This is a genomic window from Streptomyces sp. NBC_01451, assembly GCF_036227485.1.
GTDB lineage: Bacteria > Actinomycetota > Actinomycetes > Streptomycetales > Streptomycetaceae > Streptomyces.
Genome location: NZ_CP109479.1, coordinates 8,074,944 through 8,097,676, shown reverse-complemented (window position 1 = coordinate 8,097,676; position 22,733 = coordinate 8,074,944). Strand labels below are relative to the sequence as shown.

At 71.5% G+C, this 22,733-nt stretch carries 19 protein-coding genes; 4 read left to right on the top strand and 15 right to left on the bottom strand.

Going from position 1 to position 22,733, the window contains the following annotated elements:
- The first annotated feature begins 63 nt into the window (after window positions 1–63).
- Window positions 64–1,536 carry a serine/threonine-protein kinase gene (locus OG595_RS35550; protein WP_329279342.1) on the top strand — a complete coding sequence of 491 codons (1,473 nt, stop codon included), beginning with the start codon at window positions 64–66 and terminating at the stop codon, window positions 1,534–1,536.
- Window positions 1,537–1,732: 196 nt separating this feature from the next.
- Here OG595_RS35550 and OG595_RS35545 read toward each other — a convergent pair whose 3' ends face one another.
- The 8 genes from OG595_RS35545 to OG595_RS35510 all read right to left on the bottom strand — a co-directional run bounded on the left by OG595_RS35545 (window position 1,733) and on the right by OG595_RS35510 (window position 13,153).
- The gene (locus OG595_RS35545; RefSeq protein ID WP_329279340.1) at window positions 1,733–2,593 is read right to left on the bottom strand and encodes a TrmH family RNA methyltransferase; all 861 of its coding nucleotides are present in this window, start codon (window positions 2,591–2,593) and stop codon (window positions 1,733–1,735) included.
- A 65-nt stretch (window positions 2,594–2,658) separates the two neighbouring features.
- Window positions 2,659–3,891: a uroporphyrinogen-III C-methyltransferase gene (gene cobA, locus OG595_RS35540; RefSeq protein ID WP_329279338.1), complete on the bottom strand. Its 1,233-nt coding sequence runs from the start codon at window positions 3,889–3,891 to the stop codon at window positions 2,659–2,661.
- Between the two features lie 258 nt (window positions 3,892–4,149).
- A complete protein-coding gene (gene cobT / locus OG595_RS35535) occupies window positions 4,150–7,776 on the bottom strand; it encodes a nicotinate-nucleotide--dimethylbenzimidazole phosphoribosyltransferase (RefSeq protein WP_329279337.1) in 3,627 nt (1,208 codons plus the stop codon).
- A gap of 456 nt (window positions 7,777–8,232) precedes the next feature.
- Window positions 8,233–9,468: a precorrin-6y C5,15-methyltransferase (decarboxylating) subunit CbiE gene (cbiE, locus tag OG595_RS35530; RefSeq protein ID WP_329279334.1), complete on the bottom strand. Its 1,236-nt coding sequence runs from the start codon at window positions 9,466–9,468 to the stop codon at window positions 8,233–8,235.
- 136 nt (window positions 9,469–9,604) lie between these two features.
- A complete protein-coding gene (locus tag OG595_RS35525) occupies window positions 9,605–10,243 on the bottom strand; it encodes a GNAT family N-acetyltransferase (RefSeq protein WP_329279331.1) in 639 nt (212 codons plus the stop codon).
- 167 nt (window positions 10,244–10,410) lie between these two features.
- On the bottom strand, window positions 10,411–11,238 hold the full coding sequence (locus OG595_RS35520) for a MetQ/NlpA family ABC transporter substrate-binding protein (RefSeq protein ID WP_329279329.1): 828 nt from the start codon (window positions 11,236–11,238) through the stop codon (window positions 10,411–10,413).
- Between the two features lie 101 nt (window positions 11,239–11,339).
- Window positions 11,340–12,101, bottom strand: coding sequence for a methionine ABC transporter permease (locus OG595_RS35515; RefSeq protein WP_329279327.1), 762 nt, complete (start codon window positions 12,099–12,101; stop codon window positions 11,340–11,342).
- Window positions 12,098–13,153 carry a methionine ABC transporter ATP-binding protein gene (locus OG595_RS35510; RefSeq protein WP_329279325.1) on the bottom strand — a complete coding sequence of 352 codons (1,056 nt, stop codon included), beginning with the start codon at window positions 13,151–13,153 and terminating at the stop codon, window positions 12,098–12,100. Before OG595_RS35510 ends, OG595_RS35515 begins: the two co-directional genes overlap by 4 nt.
- Before the next feature lie 439 nt (window positions 13,154–13,592).
- On the opposite strand from OG595_RS35510, the gene OG595_RS35505 reads away from it, so the two are divergent.
- Window positions 13,593–13,952, top strand: a complete 360-nt coding sequence (locus tag OG595_RS35505; RefSeq protein ID WP_329279323.1) for a hypothetical protein — start codon at window positions 13,593–13,595, stop codon at window positions 13,950–13,952.
- 1 nt (window position 13,953) lies between these two features.
- Window positions 13,954–14,409: a hypothetical protein gene (locus OG595_RS35500; RefSeq protein WP_443073278.1), complete on the top strand. Its 456-nt coding sequence runs from the start codon at window positions 13,954–13,956 to the stop codon at window positions 14,407–14,409.
- A gap of 63 nt (window positions 14,410–14,472) precedes the next feature.
- Here the strand turns inward: OG595_RS35500 and OG595_RS35495 are convergent, their stop codons facing one another.
- The 3 genes from OG595_RS35495 to OG595_RS35485 form a co-directional block, all read right to left on the bottom strand.
- A complete protein-coding gene (locus OG595_RS35495) occupies window positions 14,473–14,970 on the bottom strand; it encodes a GNAT family N-acetyltransferase (protein ID WP_329279321.1) in 498 nt (165 codons plus the stop codon).
- A gap of 45 nt (window positions 14,971–15,015) precedes the next feature.
- The gene (locus OG595_RS35490; protein WP_329279318.1) at window positions 15,016–15,522 is read right to left on the bottom strand and encodes an RNA polymerase sigma factor; all 507 of its coding nucleotides are present in this window, start codon (window positions 15,520–15,522) and stop codon (window positions 15,016–15,018) included.
- A gap of 94 nt (window positions 15,523–15,616) precedes the next feature.
- Complete coding sequence (locus OG595_RS35485) at window positions 15,617–16,825, bottom strand: glycerophosphodiester phosphodiesterase (RefSeq protein ID WP_329279317.1); 1,209 nt, start codon at window positions 16,823–16,825, stop codon at window positions 15,617–15,619.
- A gap of 340 nt (window positions 16,826–17,165) precedes the next feature.
- Here OG595_RS35485 and OG595_RS35480 point away from each other — a divergent pair, with 340 nt between their 5' ends.
- A complete protein-coding gene (locus OG595_RS35480; protein WP_105974211.1) occupies window positions 17,166–17,837 on the top strand; it encodes a lysophospholipid acyltransferase family protein in 672 nt (223 codons plus the stop codon).
- 103 nt (window positions 17,838–17,940) lie between these two features.
- Here OG595_RS35480 and OG595_RS35475 read toward each other — a convergent pair whose 3' ends face one another.
- The 4 genes from OG595_RS35475 to argH form a co-directional block, all read right to left on the bottom strand.
- Window positions 17,941–19,473, bottom strand: a complete 1,533-nt coding sequence (locus OG595_RS35475; RefSeq protein WP_329279314.1) for an MFS transporter — start codon at window positions 19,471–19,473, stop codon at window positions 17,941–17,943.
- Complete coding sequence (locus tag OG595_RS35470; protein WP_329279313.1) at window positions 19,470–20,021, bottom strand: TetR/AcrR family transcriptional regulator; 552 nt, start codon at window positions 20,019–20,021, stop codon at window positions 19,470–19,472. The genes OG595_RS35475 and OG595_RS35470 overlap by 4 nt, the downstream gene beginning before the upstream one ends.
- A gap of 80 nt (window positions 20,022–20,101) precedes the next feature.
- On the bottom strand, window positions 20,102–21,073 hold the full coding sequence (locus OG595_RS35465; RefSeq protein ID WP_329279312.1) for an aldo/keto reductase: 972 nt from the start codon (window positions 21,071–21,073) through the stop codon (window positions 20,102–20,104).
- A 147-nt stretch (window positions 21,074–21,220) separates the two neighbouring features.
- Window positions 21,221–22,654, bottom strand: a complete 1,434-nt coding sequence (gene argH, locus OG595_RS35460; protein WP_329279311.1) for an argininosuccinate lyase — start codon at window positions 22,652–22,654, stop codon at window positions 21,221–21,223.
- Window positions 22,655–22,733: the final 79 nt, after the last annotated feature.

The window sequence follows — 22,733 nt, the reverse complement described above, 5'->3', positions numbered from 1 at the left end:
CTCTGCGCGCACCCGGCCGTGGAAACGTAAGCTGTCGCTCGTCAAACGGACCGGGCAGCGGGGATGAACATGGCGATGATGCGCCTGAGGCGCGAGGACCCGCGCGTCGTCGGCTCGTTCAGGCTTCACAGACGGCTCGGCGCGGGCGGGATGGGCGTTGTCTACCTGGGCTCCGACAAGCGGGGGCAGCGGGTCGCCCTGAAGGTGATCCGGCCCGATCTGGCGGAGGATCAGGAGTTCCGCTCCCGGTTCGCGCGCGAGGTCTCCGCGGCCCGGCGGATCAGGGGCGGGTGCACGGCGCGGCTCGTCGCCGCGGACCTGGACGCGGACCGGCCGTGGTTCGCCACGCAGTACGTGCCCGGGCCGTCCCTGCACGACAAGGTCATCGACGAGGGATCGCTCAGCGCGGCCGACGTCGCCTCCATCGGCGCCGCCCTCGCCGAGGGGCTGGTCGCGGTGCACGAGGCCGGGGTCGTGCACCGGGACCTGAAGCCGTCCAACATCCTGCTGTCCCCCAAGGGACCGCGGATCATCGACTTCGGCATCGCCTGGGCGACCGGGGCCTCGACGCTCACCCACGTCGGTACGGCCGTCGGCTCACCCGGCTTCCTCGCACCCGAGCAGGTGCGCGGCGCGGCGGTCACACCGGCGACGGACGTGTTCTCGCTGGGCGCCACGCTGGCGTACGCCTCGATGGCCGACTCGCCCTTCGGGCACGGCAGTTCCGAGGTGATGCTGTACCGGGTGGTCCACGAGGAGGCCCACCTGCAGGGCGTTCCGGACGCGCTGGCACCCCTCGTACGGGCGTGTCTGGCGAAGGACCCCGAGGAGCGGCCGAGCACGCTCCAACTGTCGCTGCGGCTCAAGGAGATCGCGGCGCGCGAGGCGCAGGGCATGGCGGACGTGCGGCCTCCCGGGCCGCGTGCCGCCGAGGCGGAGCGGCCGACGGGACGGCTCACCGAGAGCTATCCGGACCAGCGGCCCCCCTATCACTCCCAGACCCAGCCCCACTCGCAGTCCCCTTCCCCGTCGCAGGCCCAGCGGCGTCCGCAGGGGCCGGCCTCGGGGAGTTCCGGGTCACGGGGCGGTGTGCCGTCGCGGGGTGGCGGCGGTGCTTCGCGGGGGGACAGTCCCTCGCGGGGCGGCGGGGTGTCCCGCGGCGGTACGGCTTCGTCCCGTTCCGGGGCGCGGCCGGTTCCAGGGGCGCGGAACACGAACCGTCCCGGTCCGCGCAGTGGCGCCGGCCGCCCGGCGCCGCGTGGCACGGGGACCGGGCGGCGGCCCGCCAATCCGCGGCTGCTGCGGCAGCGGCTGTTCGTGTTCGTCGTGGTGACCCTGCTGGTGGCCCTGGGGATCGCGGCGGCCCAGGGGTGCCAGGGACCCAGCCGTGGACTCGGGGACGACAGCGGTCGTACCGGAGGCGGTCAGCAGCGGCAGGAGCAGGTACGGCCGGACGACAAGCCCGGAGGTACGGCCGGGTCGTTGGCACCCGCTCCGCCCCGGCCCGGGTCCAGCTCGGACGCGAACGCCGACTGATGTCCGCCGGGGCCCGGCGCTGTCCGCCGGCTCGGGCCGGGCCCGTCGCATTCCCGTCGTCCGCCCGGAGGGCGGGGCCTGCGGCGTCAGGTGCGTGCTCTCGGCGTGCCGGGGGCAGGCCCCCGTACTGGTTGCACGTGGGTCTGTGCCCGGTGCGGCGAGTGGGGGTCCCCTCTGGGGGAGCGTGCATGGTGCCTCAGGGCAGGCGGGAATGTGACGACAGGCCCTCCTGGCCCGGCCCAGGGGTGGGGCGGCCCGTCGCCACCGCGTAGAAGGCGACCGCCGCCGCAGCACCCACGTTGAGGGAGTCGACGCCGTGGGCCATCGGGATGCGGACCCATTCGTCGGCTGCCACCAGAGCCTGGGTGGAGAGGCCGTCGCCCTCCGCGCCGAGCATCAGGGCGACGCGCTGCATCTTGTGCGGGGCCGTCTCGTCGAGGGTCTTGGCCTTCTCGTCGGGGGTGAGGGCCAGGAGCGTGAAGCCCGCCTCGCGGACCGAGTCCAGGCTCTTGGGCCAGCTGTCCAGCCGCGCGTACGGAACGGAGAAGACCGCGCCCATCGAGACCTTGACGCTGCGCCGGTACAGGGGGTCCGCGCAGTCCGGGGAGAGCAGGACCGCGTCCATGCCGAGGGCGGCGGCGCTGCGGAAGATCGCGCCGATGTTGGTGTGGTCGTTGACCGACTCCATGACCACCACCCGGCGTGCGGTCTGCAGGAGTTCGTCCGCCGTCGGGAGCGGTTTGCGCTGCATGGAGGCGAGGGCGCCGCGGTGCACGTGGTACCCGGTGACGCGTTCGGCGAGTTCCGGGCTGACCGCGTACACGGGAGCCGGGAGTTCGTCGATGACGTCGCGCATGACGTCGACCCACTTCGCGGACAGGAGCATCGAGCGCATCTCGTAACCGGCGTCCTTGGCCCGCCTGATGACCTTCTCGCCCTCGGCGATGAAAAGGCCCTCCGCGGGCTCGCGTTTGCGGCGCAGTTCGACGTCGGTCAGTCCCGTGTAGTCGCGCAGGCGCGGGTCGTCGGGGTCCTCGACGGTGATGAGATCGGCCACAGGGGTGATACTGCCTTGTCCTGGGTGCGGTGCCAACGGCTGGGAACGGATTGTGTTACCCGGGGTTACACCGATGCCTCCGGGCCCACGTTCACGACCGCGCCGATCACGATCACCGCGGGGGGCTTCACGTCCTGCGTACGGACGGTCTCGGCGACCGTCGCGAGGGTCGCGTCGACGCGGCGCTGGGCCGCTGTCGTGCCCTCCTGGATCAGGGCGACCGGCGTGTCCGCGGACTTGCCGTGCGCGACGAGGGTCTCCGCGATCCGGCCGATCTTGTCGACGCCCATGAGGACGACGAGCGTGCCGGTCAGCTTCGCGAGGGACGGCCAGTCGACGAGGGAGCGTTCGTCGTCGGGGGCGACATGGCCGCTGACCACGGTGAACTCGTGGGCGACCCCGCGGTGCGTGACCGGGATGCCGGCGGCGCTCGGCACCGAGATCGAGCTGGAGATGCCGGGTACGACCGTGCAGGCGATGCCCGCCTCGGCCAGCGCCTGCACCTCCTCCATGCCCCGGCCGTAGACGTAAGGGTCGCCGCCCTTCAGCCGTACGACCCGCTTGCCCAGCTTCGCGTGTTCGATCAGCGCGTTGTTGATGGCCTCCTGGGCCATGTAACGGCCGTACGGGATCTTCGCCGCGTCGATCACCTCGACGTGCGGGGGCAGTTCGGCGAGGAGGTCGCGCGGGCCGAGCCGGTCCGCGATCACCACGTCCGCCTCGGCGAGCAGGCGCCGGCCCCGGACCGTGATCAGGTCCGGGTCGCCGGGGCCGCCGCCGACCAGGGCTACGCCGGGAGCGCGGGTGCGGTAATGGGGCGCGACGAGCGTGCCGTCTCGCAGGCCCTCGACGACCGCGTCACGGATGGCTGCGGTGTGGCGGGGGTCGCGGCCCCTGGCGTCCGTGGTGAGGACGGCGACCGTGACGCCCTCGCTGTGCCCGGTGGCCGGGGTCCAGGCAGTCGCCGCGTCGGCGTCGTCGGAGCGGACGCACCAGACGCGATGGCGTTCGGCCTCGGCGGAGGCCTGGGCGTTGGCCTGCGCGTCGCTGGTCGCGATCAGGGCGTACCAGGCGTCCGTCAGGTCGCCGTCCGCGTAGGGGCGGCGCTCCCAGGTGAGTTCGCCCGCGTCCGCCATCGCCTCCACGGAAGGGGTCGCCTCCGGTGACACGAGGAGGATGTCCGCGCCCGCCGCGATGAGGGCGGGCAGGCGGCGCTGGGCCACCTGGCCGGCGCCCAGGACCACCACTCGGCGGCCGGTGAGGCGAAGGCCTACGGGGTAGGCGGGGTGTTCGGCCATGGGGGTGCGGCTCCCTCGTGCGGGCGGTTCTGATCAGGGTCCTTGGGCTCGGGTTCGGGCCCTGACGTGCGCATTTTACGCTGCGGGTGGGGTGGGGCCCGGGGCCGGGGTTCCCGCCTCCACGAGCCCGCCCCTTCCCGAAGCCGGGGGCTCCGCCCCCGGAGCCCCCGATACGTGCGGGTCCGCCGCCCGGCTGTGGCCACCCGTTCCGCCCCGGCGGAACGACTGCCCACAGCCGGGCGGCGCCGAGAAGTGTTCCTACTTCTCTGTCACTCCGGCCGAGTCGAACGTCGCCACCTCGTGCATCGCCCTCGCCGTGCTCTGGACCATCGGGAGGGCCAGCAGCGCGCCCGTGCCCTCGCCCAGGCGGAGGTCCAGGTCGATCAGAGGACGCAGCCCCAGCTTGTTCAGGGCCGCCACGTGGCCCGGTTCCGCGCTGCGGTGGCCCGCGATGCACGCGGCCAGGACCTCGGGGGCGATCGCGCGGGCCACCAGGGCGGCGGCGCCGGCGCTGACCCCGTCCAGGATCACCGGCGTACGGAGGGACGCACCGCCGAGGAGAAGGCCGACCATCGCCGCGTGTTCGAAGCCGCCGACCGCCGCCAGGACGCCGATCGGGTCGGCCGGGTCCGGCTGGTGGAAGTCGACGGCACGGCGGACGACCTCGGTCTTGCGCGCGAGGGTCTCGTCGTTGATGCCGGTGCCCCGGCCCGTGACCTCGGCGGGGTCCGTGTCCGTGAAGACGGAGATCAGGGCCGCCGACGCCGTGGTGTTCGCGATGCCCATCTCGCCCGTGAGCAGGGCCTTGTTGCCGGCCGCCACCAGGTCGCGGGCCGTCTCGATGCCCACCTCGATGGCCGCCTTGGCCTCCTCGCGGGTCATCGCGGGGCCGGTCGTCATGTCGGACGTGCCCGCGCGGATCTTGCGCGGCAGCAGGCCAGGGGTGGCGGGCAGGTCCGAGGCGACACCCACGTCGATCACGCAGACCTCGGCGCCCACCTGGTTCGCGAAGGCGTTGCAGACCGCGCCGCCGCCGAGGAAGTTGGCGACCATCTGCGCGGTCACCTCCTGCGGCCAGGGGGTGACACCCTGGGCGTGCACTCCGTGGTCGCCCGCGAAGATCGCGACCGCGGCCGGCTCGGGGATGGGGGGCGGGCACATCCGGGACAGTCCCGACAGCTGCGCGGAGATGATCTCCAGCATGCCGAGCGCGCCCGCCGGCTTCGTCATGCGCTTCTGGCGCTCCCACGCCTCGCCGAGCGCCTTGGCGTCCAGCGGGCGGATGTTGGCGACGGTCTCGGCGAGCAGGTCGTGCGGCTCCTCGCCGGGCAGCGCGCGACGGCCGTACGTCTCCTCGTGCACGACCCACGACAGCGGGCGGCGCTTGGACCAGCCCGCCTGCAGCAGTTCGGGCTCCTCCGGGAACTCGTCGACGTAGCCGACGCAGAGGTAGGCCACGACCTCCAGGTGTTCGGGCAGGCCCAGGGCCCTGACCATCTCGCGCTCGTCGAAGAAGCTGACCCAGCCGACGCCGAGGCCCTCGGCGCGGGCCGCGAGCCACAGGTTCTCGACCGCGAGCGCGGACGAGTAGGGCGCCATCTGCGGCTGGGTGTGCCGGCCGAGGGTGTGCCGGCCGCCACGGGTCGGGTCGGCGGTCACGACGATGTTGACCGGGGTGTCGAGGATGGCCTCGATCTTCAGTTCCTTGAACTGCTTCGCCCGGCCCTTGGGCAGCGACCTGGCGTACGCCTCCCGCTGCCGCGCGGCCAGTTCGTGCATCGTGCCGCGGGTCTCCGCCGAACGGATCACGACGAAGTCCCACGGCTGCGAGTGGCCGACGGACGGCGCCGTGTGAGCCGCCTCCAGCACGCGCAGCAGTACGTCGTGCGGGATCGGGTCGCTGCGGAAGCCGTTGCGGATGTCCCGGCGCTCACGCATCACCTTGAGCACGGCCTCGCGCTCGGCGTCGTCGTAACCGGGGGCGGCGGGGCCGGTGGACTGTCGTACGTCCTCCACCGCGGCCGTGCCCTCTTCGCCCGCCTCCCGCTCTTCCTGCTCCTCCAGGTCGGCGCCCCTCGTGTCCAGGTCCGCCGCCTGCTGTGCCACCTGCACGGCGTCGAGGTCGGGGTCGGGGGCCGGTTCCGCCTCCGGGAGGACCGGAACCCCGGCCTCCGCGGTTTCCGGCTCCGGCTCCGGCTCCGGGTGCGGAGGCCGGAGGGCGCTCACCGGGGCAGGCGCGGGTTCCTCCTCCGGGGCGAGGACGAACCCGTGCGGGGGCGTCGGGGCCAGGTAGGGGGTGGTGGGCACAGCGCCGTCCACGGGGACGAACTCGCCCACCGGCTCGGCGAACTGCGGCTCGGCCGGCAGGTGCGGCTGGTCGGTCGGCCCGGCGAACGGGGCGGGTTCCTCGGCGGGCTCCGCGTACTGCTCGGCGGCGGGGGTGGCGACGACAGCGGGTTCCGGGGCGTGCGCGTGGCCGCTCGGGGCGACCGGCGCGAAGACGGCCTCGGGCTCGGCCTGCTGCCCTTCCGCGGCGACGTACTCCGGTACGGGGGCGGGCTCTTCCGCCGGTACCGCCTCGTACAGGGGTTCCGCGGGCGTGGCGGCCTCGGTCACCTGGGCGGCGTCCACGGGCTGGGACGCCGGGTCCACCAGGTGGGCGACCGGGGGCTCCTCCAAGGCCGGCGGAGCCGGGAACTCCTCCACGAGGACACCCGGTGCCTCGACGTGGTCGCCGGGGTCCACCTCCTGCGTCTCGCCCTCGGGGGCAGCCTGCGCGGCCACGTGCGCGGCGGTTTCCTCGTGGGCCTCGGGGGCGAACCGGTCCTCCGGCGCCACCGGAGCGTCGGGGACGAGCCGCGTGTCCGACGAGACGGGCTCTTCGGGTACCAACGACGCCTCGGGTGCGGGTTCCGCCTCCGGAAGTACTACGGGTTCGGCCTCTGGTACGACGGCAAGGGCGTCCTCGGACTCCTGTGGTCCCTGCGCCGCCTCGGGGGGCACGGGAGGAGCCGGGGGGACGGCGCCCGGCTCGGGGCCCCCGGCAGCGGGGAACGCCACGGCGGGGTCCGGGACCTGGGAGGCCTCGACGGCGTACGCGCTCTCCGGCGGATGAGCCGCCTGCGGGGCAGCGGGCCCGGACGTCTCGTGGGCGCCTTCCGGCTCCTCGTACGAGGCCTCCGCAGTCGCGTCCTGGAGGACCGCTACGGGGTCCGCCTGTTCCGGGATCTCGGGCGCCCCGGGCGCCGCCTCCGGTGCCGAGTGCTCCGCCAGAAGTGGAACAACCGTTTCCGCAGGGTGTGCCACCTCGCTCACCAGCGGCGGGGCCGGCGCGGCCTGCACCGCTGCGTGGGCCGGGGCCTGGGCGCCCCAGGGAGCCGCGCCCTGCGGGGCCGTTTCGGCGAGCAGAGGGGCCGCGTCGAGGTAGTCGGGGACGGGTGCCTGCGCGGGCGTACCGAGCTGGCGTACCGGTGCGGTCATGCCTGCCGGGCCGCGGTCGGCGAGGGAGCGGACCGGGCTCGCGGAGGCGTCGGGGGTCGGCGGACCGAGGTGCAGCGGGCGGCGGGGCGCGGTCGGCGCCGTCGCCTGGGAGACCGAGGCCTGCGTCGCCAGCCGGACGGCGCTCAGGTCGACCGAGCCGCTGTCACGGCCACCGGTCTCGTGCGGGCCGGGCTCGTGCACGGCCTCGACGACGGGTGCCGGGGCGGGTGGAGCGACCTCGTTGCCCCAGGCGCTCTGGGCGCCCGGGAGCAGCAGCAGGTCTTCGTCCTCGGCGGTGGTCTCGGAGAGGTAGGTGTACGCACCGTGCGTGGGAACGCCCGGCTGTTCCACCATGCCTGCGTTCTCCGGCAGCCCCTCGGCCGGGACCTGGCCGGTGTCGGTCATGCGTACCCCTCGCCCATCGGTTAGTGCTTCTACGACCAGCTCGCCCGTAACGGCTCACCGGTCGCCCCGTAGTGAAGAACGAGCATGCGCGCCCAGCGGCACGAACGACCCGTCCCAGAAAGACGACAAAGCCACTAACTGGCATTGTCGCCATCAACTGGCATTCTTGCGGCCGTTCCGCCGTAGCGGCACCTTGATCCGCCACGGACCGCTGTGGACTGCGCCACGTTGCGCGCCCCAACGGTTCCGCCATACCACACTCACCCCAAAACGGGTGCGCTTTCCGGACATTGGGCTACGAAGTGCCGGGCCGCCGAGTGCAGTGCAACGGTCGGCCAGCCTACCGCGCGCAGTACGACAACAGGATCACGGGACGGCAACCGGCGTCAGGGGGCGCGGTCGGGCAGGGCCCGCCCGTCGCCCGAGCACCCCCCCTCAGCGAGGCTCCCCCAGTGCTCAACGCCTGGGGGTACCCCCATCGCGCCGCAGCAGTTCTCCGGTGAGCAGGAACGCGACGCTCCGCTCCTTCTCCGTCCAGGCCCGGATGTCGAGCTCGACGGACTGGAGGAGGGCGCACTCGACCCGGTAGCCGTGTTCGGTGAGGTCACGGCCGACGAGTTCCGCCGCGTCGCGGGTCGCCGCGTGCGTCACGATGCGCTGCGGGCGCCGGTCGGCGACCGCGGAGACCACCGCCGCTCCCCCGCCGCCGACACGGACGACGTCTGGCTCGGGGAGGTCCTCCAGGACGTGGGGGGCCTCGCCCCGGACGATCTGGAGCTGGACGCCGAAGCGGCGGGCGGCGAAGTCGGTGCGGGCGCAGGCGTCCACGTCCCGGTCGACGGCGATGACGGCGGCGCCGCTGCGGGCCGCGTCGGTGGCGAAGGTGCCGCCGCCGCAGCCGATGTCCCAGACGAGGTCGCCCACGCGCGGTCCCAGGCGGGCGAGTTGGGCCGCCCGCAGCAGTTCCGTCTCGCCCTCGGCGTATCCGGTGGAGCCGTGCCCGTACGCCTCGGTGGGCAGTGCCCAGCCGCGGGGACCTGCCGCCGGGTCCCGGCCGGCGATCCAGTCGTTGTCGCCGCCCGCCGCGGCCGGGCCGCCGATGACGATGACGACGTTGGGGTTGCGCCAGGTGCGGTCGGCGGCCTTGTCGGAGGTGAGGATCGTGATCTGTTCGCGTGCGGTGCCCAGTTCCTCGCAGACGACGAAGGTGCGGTGCACCCCGTCGAGGAGCAGGCCGAGTTCGGCGGGTCCCGCGCCGGGCGAGGTGAGGACGGCGACCTTGGTGTGGGCGCGGCACACGTTGACCGCGCGGCGCAGGGTTCGGCGGTGGGCGACGACGACCTGGGCGTCGTCCCAGGGCATGCCGGCCCGGGCGAAGGCGGTGGCCACCGAGGACACGGCGGGTACGACCTCGACCTCCAGGCCGAACTCGGGGTTGCGCAGGGTGCGCACGACACCGAAGAAGCCGGGGTCCCCGTCGGCGAGGACGACGGCGCTGCCGCGGTGGCCGGCGATACGGGAGGCCGCCAGGTCGACGCTGCCGAGGCGGACGCGTTCGGCGGCCGGGGGCACTTCTGGAAGGGCGAGATGGTGCGGCGCGCCGGCCACCAGCGTGGCGGCGCCGAGGGCGGAGCACGCCGTGGCGCTCAGGGGCGTGCCGTCCCAGCCGATCACCGTGACCCGGTCGGCCATCGTCGTCAGTCTCCAGAGGGTTCGGCGCGGTCGGCGGGCGGCTGGGGAACCAGGGGCATCCCGTACGGTGTCGCCGTACCGGGGCTCCGTGAGCGTATCGGGTGTTCCCGGAGTGTCCGGTCGCGTACCCCTCGGTTCAGTTCCAGTCGGAGTACGACGTGAAACCGCTGGTGTCGGCCAGGTCCTCGCCGGCTCCTTCGAGGTCCTCGGGCAGCAGGCTCCAGACGATGAAGTCGGTGCGTTCGTCGGTCCAGGTGCCGTCCTCGGTACGGACGTGCGCTATGCAGGCGCCGCGCAGGACGCCCTCGCTGATACAGCCGATCTTCTGGGCGACCTGCTGGGAGGCGGTGTTGTCGGCGGCCGTGCGCAGTTCGACGCGCTCGAACTTCTGGTCGCCGAGCACCCATTGGGAGGTGGCGAGCGCGGCCTCGGAGGCGTAGCCCTCGCCGCGTGCCCAGGGGGCGATGATGTACGACAGTTCGGTGGACCGGATGTGCCAGTTCGTCTTGGACAACTGGACGATGCCGACCAGGCGTTGGGTGAGGAACTCGGTGACGGCGAAGTCGAGGCCACGGCCCTCGGTGCGTTCGGCGGGCGCGTACTCGGTGATCCAGGTGTGGGCCGCCTCCTCGGTGAAGGGCTGGGGGACGTCCGTCCAGGCCGCGACCTGCTCGTCGTTCATCATCTCGGCCAGCGCGGGGATGTCGTCCTCGTCGAGGGGGCGCAGTACCAACCGCTCCGTGCTGATGGAGATGTTGGGAAAGGTGCTCGTCATGCGCCACTCCGTAACCTTCGAAACCTTCGAACCCGCAAGGCCTGATGAACTGCCCAGCATGCAGCATGCGGCGCCACAGCCGCATCACGGGGTCCACACCCCGTGAGGGCGCGGACCCCGTACGTGTCGGTAAGTACCCAGGTGGCGGGTACCTGACGGCGGCCGGATCAGAAGGAGGGGATCACGGAGCCGTCGTACTTGTCCTCGATGAACTTCCGCACCTCGGCGGAGGTGAGCAGCTTCGCCAGCTTCGCGACCCGGGGGTCGCCCTCGTCCGCCTTCTTCACGGCGAGGAAGTTGCCGTACGGGTTGTCCTTGGGGGATTCCGAGACGAGGGCGTCCTTCGCGGGCGAGAGGTCGGCTTCGAGGGCGTAGTTGCCGTTGATCACCGCGGCGTCGACGTCGTCCAGGGAGCGCGGGGTCTGGGCCGCCTCCAGCTCCTTGAACTCGATGTTCTTGGGGTTCTCGGCGATGTCCTTGGGGGTCGCGGCGTTGCCCACCCCGGCCTTGAGGGTGATGATCCCGTTGGCGTCGAGGAGCTTGAGGGCCCGGGCCTCGTTGACCGTGTCGTTCGGGACGGCGATGGTGGCGCCGCTCTTCAGCTCGTCGGCCGACTTCAGCTTCTTCGAGTAGAGGCCGAGCGGTTCCAGGTGCACGGTGACGACCGGCACGATGTCGGTGCCGTTCTTCTGGTTGAACTCGTCGAGGTACGGCTGGTTCTGGAAGTAGTTGGCGTCCACGGACCCGTCCTCGGTCGCCGGGTTCAGCGTGGCGTATTCGGTGAACTCCCTGACGTCCAGGTCGAGTCCCGCCTTCTCGGCCAGGTTGTCCTTGATGTAGGTGAGGATCTCGGCGTGCGGGACGGTGCTCGCGCCGACGACCAGTGGGCCGCTGGTGTCGGAGGCGGAGTCCTTGTCGGAGCCGCACGCGGCCAGACCCAGGGTGAGGGCTCCGGTGGCGAGGGCGACAGCGGTGAGCTTTATGACGTTACGCACGAAAAGTGCCTTTCCATGTGGGTGTGACTGTCCCCGTGATGGGTGGTACGGGGAAATCCGCGGGTGGGTGGGAGGGATGAATGGGGCGTGCCCGGCTGCTCTCAGGCAGCCCTGCCGGCGTTCGCAGCAGCCGATTCCCCGGCCGCCGGGCTCGCCTTCGGCCGCGCTTTCAGCAGCCGGAGCGTCGGCACGGACCCGGATCCGCCGCCGCGCCTGTGCAGCCTGCGGGCCGCGAGGTCGCCGGCGAACTGGATGACGGAGATGACGACCGCGAGGATCGCCACGGTGATCCACATCAGGCCGGTCTCGAAACGCTGGTAGCCGTAGCGGATGGCGATGTCGCCGAGGCCTCCCGCGCCGACCGTACCGGCCATCGCGGAGTAGCCGATGAGCGCGACGACGGTCGTGGTGGCCGACGAGATCAGCGAGGGCAGGGACTCGGGTACGAGGACCCTGCGGACGACGGTCCAGGTGTTGCCGCCCATGGCCTGCACGGCCTCGACGAGCCCGTGGTCCACTTCGCGGACAGCCGTCTCGACGAGGCGGGCGAAGAACGGGATCGCGCCGATGGCGAGCGGCACGATGGCGGCCTCACGGCCGATCGTCGTGCCGACGACGGCCCGCGTGAAGCTCATCAGCGCGACCATCAGGATGATGAACGGCATCGAGCGGGCGACGTTCACGACCTGCCCGACGACCTTGTTGGCGAGGACGTTCTGAAGGAGCCCGCCGCGGTCGGTCAGGACCAGCAGGATGCCCAGCGGAAGCCCGCCGGCGACGGCGATCAGCGTGGACCAGCCGACCATGTAGAGGGTGTCCCAACACGCCTGCTCCAGCAGGGGCCGCATTTCGGACCAGGTCATTTGGCACCGTCCTTCACCAGCACGGACTCCCGGCCCGTCTCCCGGTCCGCGCGCTCGACGACCTCGATCTGAAGGCCCTGCTCGCGCAGGAAGCCGACCGGCACGACGTTCTCCTCGTAGCCGCCCGGCAGTTCGATGCGCATCCGGCCGACCTGCCTGCCCCCGACGGTGTCCATCGCGGCGCCGAGGATGGAGATGTCGATGTTGTACGTGCGCGAGAGCTGCGAGATGACGGGCCTGGCGGCGGCGTCGCCCTGGAAGGTGACGTCGATGACCGTGCGGTCGTCCCCGGAGGCGTCGCCGCCGACCGGGAAGAGCGCGGCGGCCAGTTCGGAGCCGGGGGTGGCGAGCAGCTCGCTGACGGTGCCGGACTCGGTGATCCGTCCGTTCTCCATGAGGGCGGCCGAGTCGCAGATCGACTTGACGACGTCCATCTCGTGCGTGATGAGCAGCACGGTGAGCCCCAGCTGCCGGTTCAGGTCGCGCAGCAGCTGGAGGACGGAACGCGTGGTCTCCGGGTCGAGGGCGCTGGTGGCCTCGTCGGAGAGCAGCACCTTGGGGTCCCCGGCGAGGGCGCGGGCGATGCCGACGCGCTGCTTCTGCCCGCCGGAGAGCTGTGCCGGGTAGGCCGTGGCCTTGTCGGAGAGGCCGACGAGGTCGAGCAGTTCCAGGGCCTTGCGGGACCGCTCCTTGCCCGACGTACCGAGGATTTCGAGCGGCAGCTCGACGTTGTCCTGAACGGTTCGGGTGGAGAGCAGGTTGAAGTGCTGGAAGACCATGCCGATACGGCTGCGCGCCCGGCGCAGTTCCCGGCCCGCCCTCGGTCCGCGCCCGGCCAGGGCGGTGAGGTCCTGCCCGGCGACGGTGACCGTGCCGGCGGTGGGGCGTTCCAGGAGGTTGACGCAGCGGATGAGCGAGGACTTGCCGGCACCGGACTGGCCGATGACGCCGTAGACCTCGCCTTCGCGGACGTGCAGGTCGACGCCGTCGAGGGCGGTGACTTCACGACCGCGCGAGCGGTAGACCTTCGTGAGGCCTGACGTGGTGATCACAGGGGTTTCCGTCACTGTCGAGTGCGCGGGCGTGGGTGTGCCCGGACACGGGAAGAGGATGTGCGCGGCGCGGCTCGGTCACGTATGCGAATGCCGGGTATGAGTCGGAGGAGTCATACGGCTGCGGCGTACGGACATGCCACGGTGGCTCGCTTCGGGGGCGCGAGGCTCAGGGGTTGGTCCGGGGGCCCTCTAGAAGGCGCACATTCGACACATACAACGAGCACCGGGCGTCAGGGTCGCCTCGGTCGCAAGGATGCGGCTGCTCGTGGTGGTCATGCGATCAGTAAAGCAGACGTATGGACGCGACCAAGAACCGGTCGTCCACGCTTGTCCATATTCCGGACAGGCGTGGACATGGATCAGCCACTCCTGTCGCCCTCCCGTACGACGCGGGGCCGACCGCACCAGGCATTTTGAGCCGTAATAGGGTCGCGGCATGCTTGATGCCCTGACGGTCGCGACCGCCGTCGCCGCTCTCGCGCTCGCCGCCTGGTGCGGCTGGGCCGCCTCCCGCGATCAGCCCACCAAGGACTGGCACTTCATCGGCATGGGCGTGGTGACACTGCTCACCGTGGTCCAGCTGGTGGTAGGCGTCGTGCAGCTCGCCCGGGGCGAGAAGCCGGAACAGGGCACGACGATCTTCGTGGCGTATCTGCTGGGCGCGCTGGCGTGCGTACCGGTGACGGGGTTCATGTCGCTGGCCGAGCGCACCCGTTGGGGCTCGGTGACGGTCGCCGCCGGCGGTGTGGTGCTGGCCGTGCTGGAGGTGCGGCTCTATGACATCTGGGGAGGGTGAGATGGCCACCACGGAGGAGCCCATGGCCGGGTCCACGGAGGAGAAGCCGGTACGGAAGCGGCTCATCGGCGGGCCGGGGATGCTGCTGGTCTGGCTGTACGGCGTGATGGTCGTCGGCGCGGTGTCGCGCTCCGCCGTGCAGATCTCGACCGAGTTCGGGCACGCGCCGCTCGCCTACTCGTTGTCGGCTGTCGCCGGTGTGGTGTACGGGTTCATCACGTACTCGCTGGTGCGGGGTGGGGAGAGGGCACGCAGGGCGGCGTTCGTCTGCTGCGCCGCCGAACTCGCCGGCGTGTTGATCGTGGGTACGTGGACCTTGGTCGAGCCGTCCGCGTTCCCCGACTCGACCGTGTGGTCCGACTACGGGATGGGGTACTTGTTCATCCCTGTGCTGCTGCCCGTCTCCGCGATGTACTGGCTGCGTCAGGCGCGTGCGCCTCGGGGGGAGATCGGCTGAGGTTGTTGCGCGACCACGAGCCACATGTGGCTGGTCGCGCAGTTCCCCGCCCCCCTGAAGGCACTACGCCGTTGCCGCGTAGGTCTCCGCCGGCTTCTCCAGGACGATCATCGGCACGCCGTCGTTGCCCTTGTCCGTGCCCACCGTTTCGTAGCCGACGCGGCGGTACAGGCGCAGGCCCTTGTCGCTGCGGTGGCCGGTGCTGAGGCGGAACCTCTTGGCACCGCGTTCCTCCGCGAGCGCCGACTCGGCCGCGCGCAGGAGGCGGGCCCCGATGCCGTGGCCCTGGAGGCGGGGGTGGACGCAGAGCTTGCCGATGGACGCCGTGCCGTCGGCGTTCGGCGTGCCGCGCACCGAGCCGACGACCTCCTCGCCCAGCCGGGCCACGAAGACGCAGTCCGCGCCGACTTCCTCCCGCACGGAGTCCAGGGACTGGACGAGCGGATCGATCCGGTAGTTGCCGTAGAGAGCGGCCTCGCTCTGGAAGCACAGGTACTGCAGCCGGAAGATCTGTTCGGCGTCCCGTTCTGTCGCCACGGAGATGGTCACGCTCATGCCCATGTGTGCACGCCTCCCGCTCACCTGCTCAGTCGTATGTCCTCACTCCTATCCCCGCGCTTCGCGGGCCGCAACCTCCGGTGTCAGCAAACGACGGAGACATCCCAGGCATCTGGAACGTTCCGGACCAAGACTTCCCTGTGAGATACCCAACTCCCCCGCGATTTCCCGGTATGTGAGGTCCTTCGGCGACAGCAGCGCCTCCAGCAGGCTCGGGCAGCGGCCGGGCAGCCTGCGCACCGCGTCACGCAGGGCGCGGTGCCGGGCGGCGGTGAGAGCGAGCTGCTCGGGGCCCGGTCCGTCGTCGGCCGCGGGCCGGTCGCCGTACGGCCGTTCGATACGGGCGGTACGGCGGCTGCGGCGGGCCTCGGAACGGACGGCCCGGCGGAGCCAGTTCTGCGGGTCGGCCGGCGGGCCGTCGGAGTCGAGGCGTTCCAGGAGGCGGAGCCAGACCGCCTGTTCCAGGTCGCCCGGTTCGGCGCCGGAGGCGTATGCCTCCGCCGAGGCCTCGGCGGCGAGCAGGGGGCGCAGATCGGAAACCAGGTCGTGGGTCATGTGCGGCACGACGCGACCGCCCCGGCGGGAGGTTGCCGGAGCGGCCGGTTGTCACCCCAACCGGGGCCGGGCGTTCAGCCGTTGACGGGACCCCTCAGCCGTTCAGGAAGTCCGTGCGGGCCAGCACACCCGTGTCCGCGTTGTCCGTGAAGACGCCGTCGATGCCTGTCGCGAAGTACGTCCGGTAGGCGCCGAAGGCGTCTCCGTAGGCGTCCACGTCCGTGCCCTTGCGGAAGTTCGCCGGCAGGAAGGGGTTCTCGTTGCGCATGGTGTACGGGTGCAGGATCAGGCCGGCCTTGTGCGCGTCGGCGACGAGGGTGGTCGGCGAGGTGAGCGCACCCGTCGAGTCCTTCGGGATGACCAGGTCGAGGGTCGGGCCGATGCCCTGGGCGTACGAGGCGATCTCCTTCAGGCCGGCCGGCTTGATCAGGTCGGCGACGGTACGGGGGTCGCCGTTCGTCACGAAGTCCCAGGGGCGGGTGTTCGCGGCCGAGAGGAGGACGACGAGCGGGTTGCCCACCAGCCGGTTCAGGCGCTGGATGCTCGTCGGCTCGAAGGACTGGAGGATGACCGGCGCGTTCTTCCCGTCCTTGCCGTGCTTGCGCAGCAGCTTCGCGACCCGCTCCTCCAGGCCCAGGCCGAGCGCCCGGAAGTAGGTGGGGTGCTTGGTCTCGGGGTAGATCCAGACCTGCTTGCCGCGCTTGCGGGTCTGCTCGTCCTGCCATCGGAGGACCTCTTCGAAGGTGGGGATCTCCCAGCGGCCGTCGTAGAGGGTGTTGTGCGGGCGGTTGGCCGGAATGCGCTCGATCGCGCGCAGCGTCTTGAGCTCGGCGAGCGTGAAGTCCTCGGTGAACCAGCCGGTGAGGGAGACACCGTCCAGGACCTTGGTGGTCCTGCGGCTCGCGAACTCGGGGTGGTCGGCGACGTTCGTCGTCCCGCCGATCTCGGGTTCGTGGCGGCAGACGATGTGACCGTCCTTGGTGGGGACCAGGTCACCGGCCTCGACGATGTCCGCGCCCAGGTCGAGGGCCAGCTGGTACGACCCGAAGGTGTGCTCCGGGCGGTAGCCGCTGGCGCCCCGGTGGCCGATGATCGTCGGTACGGGCAGGCTCTTCAAGCCACCGCCTCCGTGCTTCACGTCCCGGTGCGCGTCCTGCCCGGCGGCCCGGGCGTCGGCTCTCGCCGCGCCGGGCAGTCCGACGACCGCACCGCCCGCACCCAGCATCGCGGCTCCCAGCAGCGTCCGCCGCCCGGTCCCCGCCGACTCCCCCTGCGCATGTCCGTTCGACTCCAGCGTGCCCATGAGCGCCTCTCCTGCCGCACCGTCATCTGTCCAAACGGACCGATCGTAGGCGCGTGTACATGTCGACAGGGAGACCTCGGGCGGAACACACGGGTCACGCCGGATGTCGGCATCGACACGGGCGCGGCGGGTACGCGGTCGGCGTGTCTCTTCCGACTCGCGCGATCTGCGTCACATTCGTGGCGGACCGTCACCTCCCCGCAACACCGCGCCACCGCAGGTAAACGCGGGTCAACAGTACGTAAGCACTCGGTGAACCCGATGTGCGTTACCCCCCGAGGCGCGAGTATCGTCCTCACCTGCACAGACTTATACCGATCCCTTGACACCGGAGGGCCTGTTGTCCCGCTTCGCGCTCATCAAGGCACTGCTCGGACCGATCATGCGCCTGATGTTCCGCCCACGGGTGGAAGGCGTGGAGCACATCCCCGGAGACGGCCCGGTGATCCTCGCGGGCAACCACCTCACGTTCATCGACTCGATGATCCTTCCGCTGGTCTGCGACCGGCAGGTCGTGTTCATCGGCAAGGACGAGTACGTCACCGGCAAGGGTTTCAAGGGCCGCCTCATGGCCTGGTTCTTCACCGGCGTCGGCATGATCCCGGTCGACCGGGACGGGGCCAACGGCGGTGTCGCGGCGCTGATGACCGGCCGCCGGGTGCTGGAGGAGGGCCGCATGTTCGGGATCTACCCCGAGGGCACGCGCTCCCCCGACGGGCGCCTCTACCGGGGGCGTACCGGTATCGCCCGGCTGACCCTGATGACGGGCGCGCCGGTCGTGCCGTTCGCGATGATCGGCACGGACAAGTTGCAGCCCGGCGGGGCGGGGATGCCCCGACCCGGGCGGGTCACGGTGCGGTTCGGTGAGGCGATGGAGTTCTCCCGGTACGAGGGCATGGACCGGGACCGGTATGTGCTGCGCGCCGTGACCGACTCGGTGATGACCGAGGTCATGCGGCTGTCCGGGCAGGAGTACGTGGACATGTACGCGACCAAGGCGAAGGCCGCGTAGGGGTTTTGCGGGTTGTTTGTCGGGTGCGGGTGCGTTGTGGCTTGTCGCGCAGTTCCCCGCGCCCCCAAAAGCCGCGCGCACCCGGTGCCATCAGGGCCGCACGCTAGGGGTGATCGCCTCGGCCTTCCAGCCTCTGCCCCTCAAGCAGTACCCATGCCGCGCCCGCCGCAGCCAGTAGCACCACCGCTCCTGCGCCCGCCGCCAACGCGATGCCGTCCGTGAACGCTTCCCGGGCCGCGTGAATCAGTGCCTCCGCCGTGGGCGTCGGTAGGCCCGCCGCCGTCTCCACCGCGCCGCCCAGGGATTCGTGGGCCGCGGCGGGTGTGCCCGTCGGGGCGGGGAAATTCCTGTACACGCCCGTGACGATCGAGCCGAGCAGGGCGATACCCAGGGCGGCGCCCAGTTCGTACGCCGTCTCGGACACCGCGGCTGCGGCACCCGCCTGGTCCTTGGGAACGCTGCCCAGGATGACGTCGGAGGTCACGGTGAACGAGAGGCCCGCGCCCACACCCACGACCAGCAGCGCGGTGCCGAGCAGCGGATAGCCGGTCGACCGGTCCAGCACGGTGAGCGCCGCCAGGGCGAGGCCTATGGCCGCGAGGCCGCCCGAGACAACGGCCCGCACCGAGTAGCGCCGGGCCGCCGCACCGGCGAGCAGACCTGCCACCACCGCGCCGATCGCGGCGGGCAGTTCGGCGAGGCCCGCCTCCAACGGCCCCCGGCCCTGCACCAGTTGCAGATACTGGGAGAGGAAGAACACCAGTCCGGACAGTCCGAGGATGGTCAGCAGGTCGGCGAGCACAGCCCCGCTGAACCCCCGGTCGCGGAACAGCCGCATGTCCAGGAGGGGTATGGGGAGGGTGAGTTGACGGCGTACGAAGCTGTACAGAGCCGCGCCGCCCAGGGCCGCCGCGGCCAGGGCCGGCCATGAGAAGCCGTGTGACGCCGCCTCCTTGATGCCGTACACGATGCCGATCATGCCGACGAGCGACAGTACGACGCTTCGCAGGTCCCACGGGCCCGGCGCCGGGTTGCGCGACTCGGGGAGCAGCTTGATGCCGACGAGGACGAGGACCACCATCACGGGCAGGTTGATCAGGAAGACCGAGCCCCACCAGAAGTGTTCGAGCAGGAAGCCGCCGACGACCGGGCCGACCGCGGTACCGGCGGAGGCGGTGGCGCCCCAGATGCCGATGGCGAGGCTGCGTTCGCGCCGGTCGTGGAAGAGGTTGCGGATCAGGGCGAGCGTGGCAGGCATCAGGGTCGCGCCCGCGACACCCAGCAGCGCTCGCGCCAGGATCATCAACTCCGGTGTCGACGCGTAGGCGTTGAGGACCGACACCAGACCGAACGCGGTCGCGCCGATGAGCAGCAGCCGCTTGCGGCCGATGCGATCGCCGAGGCTGCCCATGGAGACGAGCAGACCCGCGATGACGAAGGAGTAGACGTCACCTATCCACAGCAACTGGGTGCCGGAGGGCTTCAGGTCCTCGCTGATGTAGGGGGTCGCGAGACCGAGAACGGTCGCGTCGACGGCCACCAGCAGCACGGCCAGCACGAGGACGGACAGTGCGAGCCAGCGGCCCGGACGCCTCTCTTCCTCCGTCGCGCGGGCCGGCTGCAGGGTGCTGGTCATGATTCCTCTCTCCGTAGTGCGCCGCCGAGCAACAGCTCGACGATCATGTGGTTGAAGTCCTTGGCCGCGACCCGGCCCTCGCTCACGGCCCAGGCACCGGAGGCCATGAGCCCGTAGAGCGCCTCGGTGAGCCACGCCGGGGTGAGGTCGATGCGGAACTCGCCGCTCTGCTGGCCGCGCCGGAACAGGGCGGCGACGGCGGCGTCGATCCGGGCCCAGCCCTCGTTCTGCTCCTCGCCCTCGAACAGCTGGTTCTCGGTGTAGAGGAACGCGAGCAGTCCGGCGGCCGGTTCGAGTTCCCGCACCAGGCGGCGCACGGCTTCCTGGGCGGCGCCGTCACCGAGTCGCGCGGCCGTCAGAGCCGCTTCGCACTCCTCGATGCCGAGCTCTTCGAGAGCCCGTACGAGTACGTCCCGCCCGGCGAAGAGGCGGTGCAGCGTGGCCCGGCTGATTCCGGCCGCCTTGGCGACCTCGTCCATGGTGGACGTGGATTTCCGGGTGAGCAGGGCGGCTGCGCTGCGCAGCACGTGTTCACGGTCGACGGCCATGAGACAACGATAAACCATATGAGACATCTTTGTCTCATCAAGGGCATGTGTGTGTCATGCCTGCCCGCTCGACGACGACCTCAGTGCCAGGGCAGCCGCGCGCGCCGCTCCCAGTAGACGTGCGGCTCCTCCGCCAGCGCGGCCAGGCGCGACAGGTGGTCCTCGTCGAGGTCGACGACCGCCGCGTGCAGATTCGAGGCGAGCTGGCCCGCCGTGGCCGCGCCGGACAGCACGACCCCCGCCCAGGGCTGCCGCAGCACCACCGCGAGGGCGACGGCGTCCGCGCCCAGCCCTGTCTCCCCGGCGACCGCCCGCACGGCGTCCGGTGCCTGGCCGGCGGCGAGGCGGCCGTTGGCCATGCCCTCCTTGACGATCACCGTCAGCCCGGCGTCGTGGGCCTCGGCCAGAGCGGGCCCGGCGGAGGTCTCCAGGACGTTGTACGTCGACTGGACGGTACGGAAGAGGGGTTCTCCGTCGACCGTGACGGCGAGGGCGGCGCGCACGGTGTCGGCCTGGGCGGGGCCGCTGGTGGAGAAGCCGACGGTCAGGCCCTCCGCGGCGGCCTCCGCGAGACGGGCATGGAGTTCCTTGTCCGACAGGGCCGGGCTGTCGGGCGTCAGCGAGTGGATCTGGTAGAGGTCCAGGCGGGTGCCGAGCAGCTGATCGGTTTCGGCGCGCTGGCGCTCGTACGTCTGGAGGCTGTGGTCCTTGACCTCGTGCCGCTCGGCGTCGGTGGTCCAGCCGGCGGTGTAGGTGTAGCCCCACTTGCTGCCGATCACGACGTCGTCGATGTCGGGGTGCGCGTTCAGCCATTCGGCGAGGAATTCCTCCGAGCGGCCGTACGAGCGGGCGACGTCGATGTAGCGCACGCCCTGCGCGTAGGCGGCGTCGAGGAGTTCGTGGGTGCGGTGGCGCATCGCGTCGGCGCTGCGGTCGTCCGGGAGGTCCTGGTCGCGGCCGAGGTTGATGTAGCCGGGGCGGCCGACTGCGGCGAGGCCCAGTCCGAGGTGGCAGGTGGGGGTTGTCGCTGTGGCCAGTCGGGTGAAGGGCATCGCGGGCTCCGTTCGGTCGGGTCCGGTACGGTTCCTGACCAACGTAACCCGCGACGACCTTCGCTTCAGCGACCGGGTTGTGCGGCGATCTGGCGGGTGCGTTGTGGTTGCTCGCGCAGTTCCCCGCACCCCTCGAGGGGCGCTCCTCTACCGCTTCTCTTTGGCTGTGGCCCATTCGTGCTGGGCCGCCACGTCCGCCTTCACCTCTGCCAGCTGGATCGCCACCGCACTCGGGGCCGTACCGCCGCGGCCGTTGCGGGAGGCCAGGGCGCCGTGGACGTTGAGGACCGTGCGGACCTCGGGGGTGAGGTGGGCGCTGATCTTCGCGAACTGGTCGTCGGTGAGGCCGTCCAGCTCCACCCCGTCCGCCTCGGCGGCCTTCACGCACTCGCCGGCGACCTCGTGGGCGACCCGGAAGGGGACGCCCTGCTTGACCAGCCACTCGGCGACGTCGGTGGCGAGGGAGAAGCCGGCCGGGGCCAGTTCCTCCATGCGCTCGCGGTGGACGGTGAGCGTGGCCATCATGCCGGTGAAGGCGGGGAGCAGGACCTCCAGCTGGTCGCAGGAGTCGAAGACCGGCTCCTTGTCCTCCTGGAGGTCGCGGTTGTACGCCAGCGGGAGGGCCTTCAGCGTCGCCAGGAGGCCCGTCAGGTTGCCGATCAGACGGCCGCTCTTGCCGCGCGCCAGCTCCGCGATGTCCGGGTTCTTCTTCTGCGGCATGATCGACGAGCCCGTGGAGAAGGCGTCGTGCAGGGTCACGAAGGAGAACTCCTTCGTGTTCCAGATGATGATCTCCTCGGCGATCCGGGAGAGGTTGACCCCGATCATCGCCGTGATGAAGGCGAACTCCGCGACGAAGTCCCGCGAGGCCGTGCCGTCGATGGAGTTGCCCACGCTGCCGTGCTCGAAGCCGAGGTCCTTGGCGACCGACTCCGGGTCCAGGCCGAGGGACGAACCGGCCAGCGCGCCCGAGCCGTACGGGGAGACCGCGGTGCGCTCGTCCCACTGGCGCAGGCGCTCCGCGTCCCGGGACAGGGGCTGGACGTGGGCCAGGACGTGGTGGGCGAACAGGACCGGCTGGGCGTGCTGGAGGTGGGTGCGGCCGGGCATCGCCACGTCCGGGTGGGCCTCCGCGAGGCCGATCAGCGCGTCCTGGAGGTCGGCGATCAGACCGCCGATCGTCCGGGCGTGGTCGCGCAGGTACATGCGGAAGAGCGTGGCGACCTGGTCGTTGCGTGAGCGGCCGGCGCGGAGCTTGCCGCCGAGGTCGGGGCCGAGGATCTCCAACAGGCCGCGTTCCAGGGCCGTGTGGATGTCCTCGTCGGCCGTCGTGGGGACGAGGGTGCCGTCGGCGAGGTTCGCTTCGAGCTGGTCGAGGCCGGCCAGCATGCGCGTCAGCTCGTCGTCCGTGAGCAGGCCCGCCTTGTGCAGCACGCGCGCGTGGGCACGCGATCCGGCGATGTCGTAGGGCGCGAGCCGCCAGTCGAAGTGGACGGACGCGGACAGCTTGGCCAGGGCCTCGGCGGGACCGTCGGCGAAACGGCCGCCCCAGAGCCGTACGTCACCGCTGTTGCTGCTCACTTGCGTTGCTCCTAGTAGAAGGCAGGGGGTGGATGCGCGACCGCCTCCCCACCCGTACGGAGGGGAGGCGGTCGCAACA